This window comes from Candidatus Acidiferrales bacterium, from assembly GCA_036514995.1.
Taxonomy (GTDB): Bacteria; Acidobacteriota; Terriglobia; order Acidiferrales; family DATBWB01; genus DATBWB01.
Window position 1 is genome coordinate 1 of record DATBWB010000067.1, and the last position, 13,209, is coordinate 13,209.

10 protein-coding genes are annotated in these 13,209 nt (G+C 60.8%); 6 read left to right on the plus strand and 4 right to left on the minus strand.

What is annotated here, in order from left to right:
- Positions 1-76: 76 nt before the first annotated feature.
- From VIH17_05115 to VIH17_05125, 3 genes are read left to right on the plus strand one after another with little or no spacing between them, the layout of a single operon-like run.
- Positions 77-283, plus strand: coding sequence for a hypothetical protein (locus tag VIH17_05115; protein ID HEY4682614.1), 207 nt, complete (start codon positions 77-79; stop codon positions 281-283).
- 12 nt (positions 284-295) lie between these two features.
- Positions 296-1,165, plus strand: coding sequence for a hypothetical protein (locus VIH17_05120; protein ID HEY4682615.1), 870 nt, complete (start codon positions 296-298; stop codon positions 1,163-1,165).
- A 26-nt stretch (positions 1,166-1,191) separates the two neighbouring features.
- Positions 1,192-3,318 (plus strand): alkaline phosphatase family protein, encoded by a 2,127-nt coding sequence (locus tag VIH17_05125; protein ID HEY4682616.1) that lies wholly within the window; start codon positions 1,192-1,194, stop codon positions 3,316-3,318.
- A 27-nt stretch (positions 3,319-3,345) separates the two neighbouring features.
- Here the strand turns inward: VIH17_05125 and VIH17_05130 are convergent, their stop codons facing one another.
- From VIH17_05130 to VIH17_05145, 4 genes are all read right to left on the minus strand, one after another.
- On the minus strand, positions 3,346-4,131 hold the full coding sequence (locus VIH17_05130) for a sulfite exporter TauE/SafE family protein (protein HEY4682617.1): 786 nt from the start codon (positions 4,129-4,131) through the stop codon (positions 3,346-3,348).
- Between the two features lie 7 nt (positions 4,132-4,138).
- The gene (gene cysC / locus VIH17_05135) at positions 4,139-4,756 is read right to left on the minus strand and encodes an adenylyl-sulfate kinase (protein HEY4682618.1); all 618 of its coding nucleotides are present in this window, start codon (positions 4,754-4,756) and stop codon (positions 4,139-4,141) included.
- Positions 4,757-4,798: 42 nt separating this feature from the next.
- Positions 4,799-5,956, minus strand: a complete 1,158-nt coding sequence (gene sat, locus VIH17_05140; protein HEY4682619.1) for a sulfate adenylyltransferase — start codon at positions 5,954-5,956, stop codon at positions 4,799-4,801.
- A gap of 75 nt (positions 5,957-6,031) precedes the next feature.
- Positions 6,032-6,388 carry an HAD family hydrolase gene (locus VIH17_05145; protein HEY4682620.1) on the minus strand — a complete coding sequence of 119 codons (357 nt, stop codon included), beginning with the start codon at positions 6,386-6,388 and terminating at the stop codon, positions 6,032-6,034.
- 226 nt (positions 6,389-6,614) lie between these two features.
- Here VIH17_05145 and VIH17_05150 point away from each other — a divergent pair, with 226 nt between their 5' ends.
- The 3 genes from VIH17_05150 to VIH17_05160 all read left to right on the plus strand — a co-directional run bounded on the left by VIH17_05150 (position 6,615) and on the right by VIH17_05160 (position 13,151).
- Positions 6,615-7,994, plus strand: a complete 1,380-nt coding sequence (locus VIH17_05150) for an alkaline phosphatase family protein (GenBank protein ID HEY4682621.1) — start codon at positions 6,615-6,617, stop codon at positions 7,992-7,994.
- Between the two features lie 147 nt (positions 7,995-8,141).
- Positions 8,142-9,593, plus strand: coding sequence for an ASPIC/UnbV domain-containing protein (locus VIH17_05155; GenBank protein ID HEY4682622.1), 1,452 nt, complete (start codon positions 8,142-8,144; stop codon positions 9,591-9,593).
- A gap of 12 nt (positions 9,594-9,605) precedes the next feature.
- Complete coding sequence (locus VIH17_05160) at positions 9,606-13,151, plus strand: FG-GAP-like repeat-containing protein (GenBank protein HEY4682623.1); 3,546 nt, start codon at positions 9,606-9,608, stop codon at positions 13,149-13,151.
- The last annotated feature ends 58 nt before the right edge of the window (positions 13,152-13,209 follow it).

Sequence of the window (13,209 nt, forward strand, 5' to 3'; positions counted from 1 at the left end):
TGATGGGGCAATCGGTCTTCGGGCCGTCTTTACTCAGCCCGCCGGTAGAACAGAGTGCCAAGGAGAGGGATTGCTCATGTTTGGATATCGAATCAAGCTGGATGACGAGTTGCTGGAGAAAATAAAGAAATGCGCGGCCAAGGCGGGCTACTCCTCCACCGATGAGTTTGTAGTCCACGTTCTCGAAAACGAGGTGGCGCGCCGGTTGGGGCCGGGCGAGGAACCCCGCGATCCGGAAGAGGAAGTGAGGAAGCGATTACAGGGGCTCGGCTACATCGAATGACCGCAGCCCCTCTTGGTCTCGACGCGCCCGCCGCGGCGGGTGGCGGCATCCGGCTCGCGGGGGATGGGGGTTTTCCTGGCGCTCGTGAACAGCTTGTTGGATCTTCTCTTCTGGCCCCTTCGCGCCGCCGACCCTATCTACGGGCTGGCAGGGATCTCGTTCGTGACCGGCATGGCCATGGTGATTGTGTTTCGCTTCACGTCGAATCAGAAAGCGATTCGGCGGAGCAAAGATCGGATCCAGGCGCATCTCCTGGAAGTGCGGCTCTTTCAGGACCAGTTGGGAGTGGTCGCGCGAGCCTACGTTGCCATCCTGCGTTGGACCTTTGCCTACCTGAGGCATTCTCTCAAGTCTCTGGCCATCATCCTTCTGCCGACGGTCTTCCTATTGGCTCAACTGGATCTGCGTCTCAGTCGCGTGCCACTGAAGCCTCACGATTCTTTTCTGCTCAAGGCCAAGTTCACCCAAACGATGGCGCCGGACCGGATTTCATTGCGCTTGCCCAAAGGCTTGGCGCTGTCGGCTCCGGCCTTGCATATCCCGGCAGAAAGGGAAGTCGATTGGAGAATCCGGGCGGAAAAATACGGCGCTTTCGCCCCGGCCGTGCTTGTAGCAGGCCAGGAGTTTACAAAAGAGGTCGTTGTGTCGGACGACGTCACCCGCTTGCCCGCGGAGCGCGTGCGCGCCGGTATCCTGAAGTGGTTCGTGCATCCGGGCGAGAAACCCTTGCCGAGAGACGGACCGCTCGAAGCGCTCGAAGTCAAATACCAACCCCGCCGCATGGAAATCGGTCCTTTCCGGACACATTGGCTGGTTCCGTTCCTTGTTTTCTCGCTCCTCTCGGGGTTCCTTGTGAAAACCGTGCTGGGGATTGAGATGTGATGGCCGAACCGACATCGAAGAGAAGAATGGGCCGACCGGCGGGCGGTGCCTTCCTGGTCGTCAGCGCCCTGGCGGTTCTCCTGCTGGCGCCTGCCGCGTTGCTGGCCTACGCGGGACCCGGTGCCGGATTTGCGTTCCTGTCTTCGTTCTTGGCTCTGTTCCTGGCCTTTTTCTATTCCCTGCTCGCCGTGGTCACATGGCCGTTCCGCTTCCTCTACCGCCTGCTCCGCCGCCGGAAGGCCTATCGCAAAGCCCGGGTCAAGCGCGTCGTGATTGTCGGCCTGGATGGCATGGACCCGGAGCTGGCGGCAAAATTCATGCAAGAAGGCAAATTGCCGAATCTCGCCAAGCTGCGTGAGAGGGGAACTTTCCGGCCTCTGGCAACCACGTGTCCACCCATTTCTCCGGTCGCCTGGTCGTCGTTCCTGACCGGGGTCAATCCGGGCAAGCACAATATCTACGACTTTCTGGCCCGCGACTCCGGCACCTACCTTCCTTACCTCTCTTCGGCTCAGGTTCGGAATCCGAAGAGAAGCCTGAAAATCGGGAAGTACACGCTGCCGCTCGCCAAGCCGCAGATCAAGCGGCTGCGCAAGGGCATACCCTTCTGGCACTTTTTGGGAGAAGCGGGCATCTTTTGTTCGGTGATCCGCGTCCCCATCACCTTTCCGCCCGAGAAGTTTCCTGGAGTTTTGCTTTCCGGCATGTGCGTGCCCGACCTGCAAGGCAGCCAGGGAACTTTTTCTTTTTACTCTTCGCGCGATTTCGGGCCGGAGAGCCACCAGGGCGGGATGCAGATTCCGCTCGAGAAAGTCGGCCGTTCTTTTGTTTCTTACATTCCGGGACCCGAGAATCCTCTGCTGAGCGGTAGCAAAGCCGGGTTGCGCGTGCCTTTCTCCGTGCAGCCTGATCCCGCAGGCCAGCAGGCTCAAATCGAAGTGGACGGCCAGCGTCTCCATTTGCGCAAGGGCGAGTACTCGGAGTGGGTCGAGGTGAAATTCAAGGCAGGCCTGGGGATCGGGGTGCACGGCATCTGCCACTTCTACCTCAAGGAGGTATCACCCCATCTCGAACTCTACGTCAGCCCGGTTAATATCGATCCTAGTAAGCCTGCTCTCCCCATCTCTCATCCGTTCAGCTATTCGATCTACTTGTCCAAGCTGCTGGGGCCCTATGCGACCCTGGGCCTCGCCGAGGACACCTGGGCGCTCAACGAAGGCGTTCTCGACGAGGGGGCTTTTCTGGAGCAGTGCTACCTCATCCACGCCGAGCGCGAGCGGATGTTTTTTGACGCCCTGGAAAAGACCTCGCGCGGCGTCTGCGTCTGCGTGTTCGATATTACCGACCGCATCCAACACATGTTTTGGCGTTATCTTAATCCAAGCCATCCCGCCGCCAAGGCCAAGACGAATGGCGACCGCTACGCCGGCGTCATCGAAGACCTGTATAAGCGCATGGACGAGATGGTCGGCCGGGTTCTCCGCCAGATCGGCGACGGTCTCCTGCTGGTGATCTCTGACCACGGCTTCAAATCCTTCGAACGCGGCGTAAACCTCAATACCTGGCTCTGCCGCAATGGCTACCTTGCCTTGAGAGAAGGGGCTCGCGGAAGCGGCGAGTGGTTCAAGAATGTAGATTGGGAGCGGACACGGGCCTACGCCCTCGGACTCAATGGCCTTTATGTCAACCGGAAGGGCCGGGAGCGCTTTGGAACCGTTCCACCCGGCACCGAGACCGAGGATTTGAAAAAAGAGCTTAGGGAGAAGCTGCAAGGCCTGACGGATCCCCAGACCGGCCGCCTGGCCATCCGGGCGGTTTTTGACAGCCGGATCGTTTTTGCCGGGCCGTATCGGGAGAATGCGCCCGATCTCATCGTGGGATACAACGAAGACTACCGCGCCGCCTGGGATTCGGTGACGGGCAAGGTCACCGAAGCCGTATTTGAAGACAATCGCAAAGCCTGGAGCGGCGACCATTGCATCGATCCCCGCTTGGTCCCTGGAGTCCTGTTCTGCAACCAGAAGGTTGCCTGCGATCGGCCGGCGATTGTTGACGTGGCACCCACTGTGCTGGATCTCTTCGGGGTTAAATTGCCGTCACACCTGGACGGTAAACCGTGGGCGTTTGGCCTCTCCTCTCCCCACGAGGGTTGAAGTCGCTGGCGGACCGGCTGCGACAAATCAGACGGACATGAAGTGGACGCCCATGGCCATCAACGCTGCGGCCATGATGCCTTCGGGGATCTGCCGAGGGAGCCGGGTGTGGAGGTGACTGGAGAGCCAGACGGCTGGGATTGAACCGCCCAACAAGGCGACGGCGGCATTCCAGTCCACGTTCCCCAAGCCCGCATGCGAGATCGCTCCGACTCCTGAGAGGATTGTTCCCACGAAGATACTTGTGCCCACCAACCGACCGGAATCGAGGCGATAAAACAGAACCATCGCCGGGATCAACGCTGTTCCGCTGCCAATGGAAGTCACCGCGACGCTCGCCCCGACGCTGAAGCCGATCAGGACGATCAACAACCGGCGCTGCCGGGACGAGAACGGTAGCGACCGATCTACCGTCGCCGGGCGCAACGCCACCGGCAGCAGCCGCAGGATCATGATGAGCGCCACTGCGATCAGCACCAGCCCGATAGCGCGCAACAGGAAGACGTTCATCAACTCCGGCCTGCGCAATTGTAAATGCCGGATGACAAACACGCCGAACAGCACACCCGGCAGCCCCCCTATGCTCAGGTCCCGCACAATCTGCATCTCTAAAAAACCGCGGCGGTGGAAATTCCAACTGGCGTAGAGCTTCGTCGCAAGGGAAAAGACAAGGCTGGTGCCTACGGCAGTAGCGGGAGACATGCCCGCCACGAGGATTAAAAGCGGGGTCAGCAGCGTTCCGCTGCCCATCCCGGTCAGGCCGATCAGAAGCCCGACCGCCATGCCGATCGCGATCAAGAGGCTGAAGTGCACGTTGAGCTCACGGCTCGATGTATCCCAGCCGCACGAGCCGTTGGCGGCTTTTTTCCGCTTCCTCGGGAGTGTAGGCAGGTTCGGAGGCCGGCTCGACCAAGCCCATCTGTTCCAGCTTGGCGACGATGCGGGCGGCGGAAGTGGCTGGCGTCTCTCTTTCGGTATCGATCACCAGCTCCGCATGAAGCGGCGGCTGGTAAGGATCGCTGACGCCGGTGAAGTTCTTGATTTCACCGGCCAGTGCCTTTCGGTACATCCCTTTGGTGTCGCGCTGGATGCAGGTGTCGAGGGAGGCTTTCACATAGACCTCGACGAAATGCTCGATCGAGGCGCGGACTTCGTCGCGCACGGCCCGGTAGGGCGAAATGGCAGCGGCGATCGCCACCACGCCGTGACGGCACAGCAACTTGCAAACGAAACCGATCCGACGGATGTTTTCGTCGCGGTCTTCCTTGCTGAAGCCCAAGCCTTTGGTCAGGTGCGTGCGCACCACGTCGCCGTCCAGGATTTCCACCCCGCGGCCGCGCCGCCCGAGCTCCTGCGCCACGAGCTGGGCCAATGTGGACTTGCCCGAGCACGGCAGGCCGGTGAACCACAGAGTGAATCCTTTTTCGGCCTTGTTCATGGCGTCTGTCGTTCTGTCCTCCACCGGGAGTCTCGCCGCCTGTTACTTGTTCCGGTAGGCTTCGCGCAAAATCTCGGCCACTTCCGGCCGGGTGAATTCGAGCGGCAGCGTCTGCCCGTTGCGCAGAAGCTCCCGCACCTTCGTGCCGCTCAGGATGAGCCGGTCCTCGGGACCGTGTGTGCAGGTCTTCTCGGACGCCATCTGGCCACACTTGCGGCAGTAGAACGTGGCGTCGAAAAAGACCGGGCTGATACCGAGCTCCTCCGGCTCGAACTCGAAGAACTTCTTCTGAGCGTCGTACGGGCCGTAGAAATCGCCCACGCCGGCGTGGTCCCGCCCCACAATGAAGTGGGTGCAACCGTAGTTCTTCCGCGCGATGGCGTGGAAGATGGCCTCGCGCGGGCCCGCGTAGCGCATGGCCGCGGGATAGAGGCTGAGCACCGTGCGGCTGGCCGGCAGGGACGTTTGCATCAGGGTGAGGTAGCACTTCAACCGCACTGCGGCGGGCACATCCTCGTCGCGCGTCTCGCCCATCAGGGGGTGCAGCAGCAATCCGTCCACCGTTTCCAGCGCGCACCTCAGAATGTATTCATGGGCGCGGTGCACCGGGTTGCGCGTTTGGAACGCCACAATCGTCCGCCAACCGCGGTGCTCGAACAGGAACCGCGTCTCCCTCGGGTCGAGCAGGTAATTGGCGAACGGGCCGCGATCCGGCCGGCGCAGCAGGCTGACGGGACCGGCCAGGCAGTGCTCGCCGGCGCTCCGGAGATAACGCACCCCCGGGTGCGCGTCGCTGGTCGTCAACAAGACACTTCGCGCTTCCTGCTCCTGGTCGAAACAAAATACGTCCTGCAAGTGGAGCACCGCGACGATCTGGCCCCGGTCATCGGTCAACGCGGCATCTTCGGTCCGGGCCACGCGCTTCGCCTGCTCTTCGGTAACCGCCAGGGTCACTGGGATGGTCCATACCAACCCATTCGCCAGGCGCTGTTCGGCCAGCACGCTCTGGTAGTCGCGCTTGCCCATGAAGCCTTCGAGCGGTGAAAAGGCACCGATGGCAATGAGCTCCACGTCCGAGAGCTGGCGGGAGTTCAGCTCGACTTTGGGAAGTTTTTCGGCGCGCTCAAGCCACTCCTCTCGCGCCGTGCCTTCCAGCACTCGGTTGGTGAGCCTGCCGCCGTGAGGCCGATTCGGAAACATCGGTTCCTTATGCTGCCAGGAGTCGCCTTCCCAACAGACGGACCCGGGAAGGGGCTGGTGCCCCGTCTTCCCTCGCTATGCGCGCCCGCTCCAGGTGCGAAAGTTGCGGATGAGTCCGAGATCCTGCCTGCCATCGCCCGAATACCGGACCGCCCGGTCATCCCAGTACACGTCGGCAACCGGCTTCACGCCCTGCGTCTGATAGTCGGAGTTGCGATTGATTTCGTCGTAGGGAATTCCCCGCTCGGCTAGGTAGTGGGCAATCTCGTGTTCCCCTCGGGTAGTGTGGATCACGATCTTCCAGCCCTCGGCTCGGAGAGCGCGCAGAGCTTCCACCACGTCCGCGCGCGGCGGCCCAAGGACGCTTGGGCCTTGCCAGCCGTCATAGTCGGCAATCACGCCGTCAAAGTCCACGGCAATCGTGCGGCGCAAATCTTTCCCTCCGGGCCTCGTCTTCGCTTATCCGCAGAAATGGAACCCCCAATTCTAGCAATTTCTGACCAATTGTCGAGACCTGTCAGAAGGCAATCGCCACACTCGAGAGAACCGGCGGCAAGGACAAAAGAGAACTGCGGCCCAGCCGCCTCCGTGCGATAATGCCCCTGCACCTCCGGCAAGAATCTGGTGGATGCAACTCCCTGGGTTGAACGGGTGAACGATGAAAATTTGTGTTCTCGGGCTCGATTGTGCCGCGCCGGAAATCATCTTCCACGACGAGCGCCTGGTGAACATTCGAAGGCTGATGGACAGGGGTATTTACGGCCCCCTGGAAAGCGTGATCCCGCCCATCACGGTTCCCGCCTGGATGTGCATGGTCACCAGCCAGGATCCGGGCTCGCTCGGAGTGTATGGGTTTCGCAATCGTACCGACTACTCTTATAGCGGCCTCGGCTTTGCCACTTCCGCCTCCATCAAGGCGGAGGCCATGTGGGACTATCTGGCGCGAGATGGCAAGAAGTCCATCATTGTCGGTGTGCCGCCGAACTATCCTCCGCGCCGCGTCAACGGGATCAGCGTGGGTTGCTTTCTGACTCCCGACCCGATCAAGGACGAGTTCACTTACCCCGCCACCTTAAAACCCAAAGTCATGGAGCTGGTAGGCGAATACCCCGTGGACGTCAAGGGCTTCCGCACCGATAACAAAGAATGGCTGAAGCAGGAGATCTTTGAGATGAGTCGGAAGCAGTGGAAGTTGGTGCGCTGGCTACTGACCGAGCAGGAGTGGGACTATTTCCAGTTCGTGGATATCGGGCTCGACCGCATGCACCACGGCTTTTGGGATTGTTTTGACAAGGGCCATATCAACTACCAGCCGGGCAATCCCTACCAGAGTCTCATACCAGATTACTACCTCTGGCTGGACGAGCAGATTGGCGGGGTGCTTGAACTCCTCGACAACGATACGATTGTGCTCGTGGTCTCCGATCATGGTGCGCAACGGCTGGACGGTGGCTTTGTGGTGAACGAGTGGCTCGCCCAAGAAGGCTTGCTGACGCTCGACCAATATCCGAACGAGGTCACGCCCTTCGCCAAGCTCAAAATCAACTGGGCAAAAACAAAGGTGTGGAGCGAGGGAGGCTACTACGCGCGCGTCTTTTTCAATGTGCGGGGACGCGAGCCGCAGGGCGTCATCTCCCCTTCCGATTACGAAGCGTTTCGGGATGAGATGAAAGCTCGGCTCGAGGCCCTCACCGACGACAAGGGCCGGCCGCTCGGCTCCCTGGTCTTCAAGCCCGAGGAGATCTACCGCCAGATCCGCAACGTGGCTCCCGACCTGATTGTCCACTTCGGCGGTCTCTACTGGCGCTCGATCGGCAGCGTTGGCTACGGCCGTTTCCACGTTCAGGAAAATGACACCGGCCCGGACGCTTGCAACCACGCCCAGTTGGGGATGTTTTTGCTCGCGGCGTCCCACTGTCCCCTGCGTGGCGAATACGAAGGTGCCCGGCTCCTCGACATCGCACCGACGCTGCTGGATTTGGCGGGCTACCAAATTCCCCACATCATGCAGGGCCGGTCGCTCCTCGCCCGCAACTAAAAAGCTTTTACCGACTGCCAAGGCCAAGCAAGCCGACGGTCGGGCCACCAAACTTGATTTTGCCCTGGATGGTGCTAGGATGGCTCACTTTCAGGTCAAGGAAAGGAAAGGCCTGACAATTCGACCTAAGCGTGCGGGGGGGCGCGGATGGGTTCTGGGCACTTCTCGAAGATTCTGGTCGTGTGTTTCTGTGTGCTCCTGCTGAATAGTGCCTACCTGTTGAGCTATTCTTCAGCCACGCTTTTCTATGTTGCGAATGTTTTGCTTCACTTCCTTCTGGGCGGTCTGTTCCTGCTCATTGGCGCGCGCTACCTGCTGGTCAGCCTGAGGCATCCTTCCATCCGGCTGCGAGCGGCAGCCCTGTTGTTGCTTCTGGGAGCGCTGCTCGGTATTTTTCTGATTTTCTCCGGAGCCACTCGGCCGTTTCGGCTCGTATTGTGGTCGCACATCATTTTGTCGGCGGCCGGCACCTTGCTTCTGGCGGCGCAACTGCTAGGTCCCCCCTTTGGAAGGGCCATAGCCCCACTGTTCCCGCTCGAACGATGGATGCGCCCCGCAATCGCATCTGTCCTGGCAGTTGCCTTCTTGCTCTCGACGGGTTCTTTCCTTTTCCGCCTGAAGAATCCCTCGACGTTGGATCGGATTAAGAGTCCTCTGCTACCACCGGCGAGCATGGATGAGGAGGGTGGAGGACCAGGCGGACCGTTTTTCCCTAGTTCCGCCTTGACCGCTGACGGAAAGTTGATCCCGGCAGAATTCTTCATGAGTTCGGAGACCTGCAAGCGCTGTCATGCAGACCTATTCGAGCAGTGGAACAGCTCGGCGCATCACTTCGCTTCCTTTAACAATCAGTGGTATCGCAAGTCCGTTGAGTGCATGCAGGAGGTAGTCGGAACGCGGCCCTCGAAGTGGTGCGGGGGCTGCCATGACCATGCCCTGCTCTTCAGCGGTCAAATGGATACGCCCATCAAGGAGATCGTGCATACTCCCGCCGCCCAGGCGGGACTTGGCTGCGTCTCCTGTCACTCGATTGTTCATGTGGGCAGCTCGATGGGCAACGGCAGCTTTGTGATCGAATACCCGCGGCTTCACGAGCTGGCAGCCAGCGAAAACCGGTTCGTTCGCCGGCTGCATGATTTTGTGGTAAACGTGAATCCCAAACCTCACCGCCGCACCTTTTTGAAGCCGTTCATGCGACAGCAGACGGCGGAATTCTGTTCAGCTTGCCACAAGGTTCACCTCGATGTGCCGGTCAACGCTTACCGCTGGATTCGCGGCTTCAACGAATACGATAACTGGCAGGCCAGCGCCGTATCGGGTCAGGGGACGCGCTCGAACCGCGACGGCATGGGGGCGGTGGTGAAGCTCACGGCAGGCGAAGAAACTCAGTGGCAGATGCTGCGCAGCGGCTCAAGTTATCTTTCCCAGAGCGAGCTGATCCTCACCTTCGGGCTCGGGCAACGCACGCAGGCTGATCTCCTTGAGGTGCGCTGGCCAAGCGGGCAGGTGGATCGCCTGGAAAAAATCGCAGCCGACCAGCCGATCAAGATCCAGGAAGGACGCGGGCAAGTGGCCGCACAACCGCTTCGGAAGCGGTAGGGATCAAGCAGGATGAAACTCTCAGGGCGTCTTCGGCGATTTTTCTGCGCGCTTGCCGTGCTTGGTTTTGTTTGGATCGCCTTTGCCCGCGTGCCGCAAGGGACATCGAGCGCTTCCCCACAGGCACGGGCAAAGTCCGAGAGAACGCCTCGAGCTCGCAGGGAAGCCATCCGGCTGAATAACCTCGGCGTGGCGTATATGAATCAGCAGCGTTTTGAGCAGGCGCTGAAGCTTTTTGAGGAGGCCCACGGGCTCGACCCGAAGCTCATCACCGCGCGGCTCAACCAGGGGATCGCCCTGTTCAACCTGCGGCGCGATGAGCCCGCGCGCCAGATTCTTCGCGAGGTCACCGAGCGAGAGCCGCAGAACATCCGGGCGTGGTATAGCCTGGGCCTGCTCTACAAGACCAAGGGCCAGACCGAGCCTGCGCTCGAGGCCTTTGGCCGAGCAGGGCAGCTTGATGCCCACGACGCGGACACAAATTATTTCCGAGGCCTGCTCTACGCCGAGCTTGGGCAATACGACCCCGCCCTCGCCGCCTTCGAGCGTGCCCTGGCCCTAAATCCGTTTCATATCTCGGCGGAATTCGGGCTTGCCCGCGCCTATCAGCGCAAAGGCGACTCCGAGCAGGCGCGACGCCACCTGGAACGCTTCCAGAAATTGACCCAGGAAAAACTCGGCGCGCCCATGAGCCTGGCCTACGGCGACCAGGGGAAGTATTCGCTGGCGGAGCAGTTGGTTCTTCCGTCTGTCATGGTGCCGCCCGCGATTCCTGTCCGCTTCGTCCCTGTGCCCGGTGAAAAATCCGGCCTGCGCTTCACGCATTCCGTTGCCGGGTACGCCGTGGTCAAAACCGATGATCCGCTGCGGAAGCTTCACTCCAATTTGCATTCTTTCGGCCCGGGTGCATGCTTTTTCGACTACGACGGCGACGGTCGCGTGGACTTGTTCATCCCGAACGGAGAAGCGGATCTGCGGGGTGTGCTGTACCGGAACGCCGGGGGCGGGCGCTTCGTCGAGACAACTGGCAAGGCGCGACTCAACGTGCGCGGACGGGGTCTCGGCTGCGCCGCGGGTGATTATGACAATGATGGTTGGACCGACCTCGCACTGGTTGCCGGTGACGTGCTGAGGTTGTTCCGGAACCAAGGAGACGGCACATTCCGTGACGTGACCGAGCCCGCCGGGATTCACGCCGAATCGGTTGTGATGGGTTTGACCTTTGTGGATTACGACCACGACGGCGACCTCGATCTCTACGTCACGCGGGTCTTCCAATTTTTGCCCGGAGCGCCTCCGCCCCGAGTCGCTCCCGCGAACAACGTCCTTTGGCGAAACAACGGCAATGGAACATTCAGCGACTTGACGCAGGCAACCGGCCTGGCCGGTCCGGGGAGCAGCTTGGGTGCGGTGGCGACGGATTTCAACAACGATCGGGGGATGGATCTTGTCGTGACCGGCGACGGGAAAGGAGCTCCCGGCATCTATATCAATCCCCGCGAAGGCCGCTTCCAGCCCATCGAACCCTGGGCGGCGCCGATGCCGGCCCCCGCACTTGGCCTCGCTGTCTTCGATTTCGACAAGGATGGTTGGATGGACCTGGCTTGCACGCATGGTGGCGGTCCGGGCTTGACCCTGTGGCGCAACTCCGAAGCCAAGCGGGTGGAACCCGTGCCGCTGCCGCAGCTCGATTGGCAGAGGGGCTGGGGCTTGTCGGCGCTTGACTTCGACAACGATGGCTGGCTCGACCTCGCTGCTGTAGGTGAGACGAGTGCAGGCCAAGGAAGGATTGTTCTCCTGCGCAACCGCGGGCCGGAAGGGTTTGAAAACGTGTCGGCCACGGTGGGGCTGACGGCTGTGAAGCTGAAGAGTCCTCGGGCACTCATCACGGCCGATTACGACGGCGACGGCGACACTGACCTTCTGGCAACGCAGAATGGCGGGCCCGTCGTGCTGCTGCGCAACGAGGGCGGCAACAAGAACAACTGGTTGCGCATTTCGCTCAAGGGTCTGGCCGACAACAAGAGCGCCATCGGGACCAAAGTGGAAGTTTTTGCCGGAGCGCTCTGGCAGAAATGGGAGGTGCAATCTTCATCGGGTTATCTGGGACAGAACGCAACGGAGATCATCGCCGGCCTTGGCAGCGCGAAAGGAGTGGACATTGTGCGGCTGCTCTGGCCCACGGGTGTCGTTCAGGACGAGGTGCAGCTCGCCGCCCGCGGCCATCACAGCTTCACGGAGATCGACCGCCGCGGAAGTTCATGCCCGATTTTGTTTGTTTGGAACGGCACAAAATTCGAGTTCATTTCCGACCTCATCGGGGCCGGCATTGTCGGGGAATGGACGGGGCCGGGCGAGCGCAACATTTCCGATCCGGACGAATACGTCCGGGTTGAGGGACACCGCGTGAAGGAAAGGTCCGGCCGGCTCAGCTTCCGTTTGATCGAACCGATGGAAGAAATCACCTACCTGGACCAGGTTCGCCTTCTGGCGGTGGATCATCCCGCCGACCGAGACGTCTATCCAAACGAGCGCTTCCAACCCGCCCCGCCCTTTCCCGAGTTCAAAGCGACCACCGTCAAGAACCCCCGCCCGCCCCGGGCAGCGTGGGATGACGAAGGCCGGGATGTTCTGGCTCTTCTCGCCGAACGCGACCGGCGCTACGTGACCGGCTTCCGCAAACTCCCATTCCGGGGGTTCACCCAACCTCATTCGCTGACTCTTGATCTCGGAGACTTGCAGGAGGCGCGCAGCTTGCGCCTGATCTTCTTCGGTTTTATCGAGTATTTCAGCGCGACTTCGATGTTTGCGGCCTATCAGGCAGGCATCGGCGGTGTGGCGCCTTATCTTGAAGTTCAGGGCGAGAAAGGCGAATGGCGAAAGGGCATGGAATCCATCGGCTTTCCGGCGGGACTCTATCGAGCGATGGTTGTGGAAGTCCCTGACCGCCTGGGCGGACAGGCTTACTCGAGCAAGGTTCGCATCACCACCAATCTCGAAATCTATTGGGATCAAATCCTGGTGGATACCAGTCCTCAGGATGTGCCGGTTCGAGTGGTCTCACTGACGCCCAGCGCTGCCGACCTGCACTTCCGGGGTTATCCCCGAGCGCATGAACCGAGCTTCCCCGGCGACCTGGTTTACGACTATGCGCAAATCAGCGCGACCGGCCCTTACCATCGGCACGGCGGGAACTACACCCGCTATGGTGACGTGCGCGAGCTACTGGCAGACCGCGACGACCGTTTTGCCATTCTGGGTTCAGGCGATGAAGTCTCCCTGGAGTTTGACCCTTCCCGCTTGCCACCACTCCCCGACGGCTGGAAGCGCGATTTCTTCTTTTATGCCGATGGGTTCGAAAAGGACATGGACTTTCATAGCGCCCATGCGCAGACCGTCGAACCTCTTCCTTTCCATGCCATGGGCTCCTATCCCTATTCCGCCCCTGAGAAATATCCCGACGGGCCCGCGCATCTCGCCTATCAGCTCGAGTACAACACGCGCCGCGCTGCCTCGCCCGGGAGTTACCTCTTCCGCTTTGAGTATGCACGCCACTAGACCACGTCATCAGCGTCAAATTCGAAAGGCGAGAACGACTCTCGGCGGCTGCGCCTTA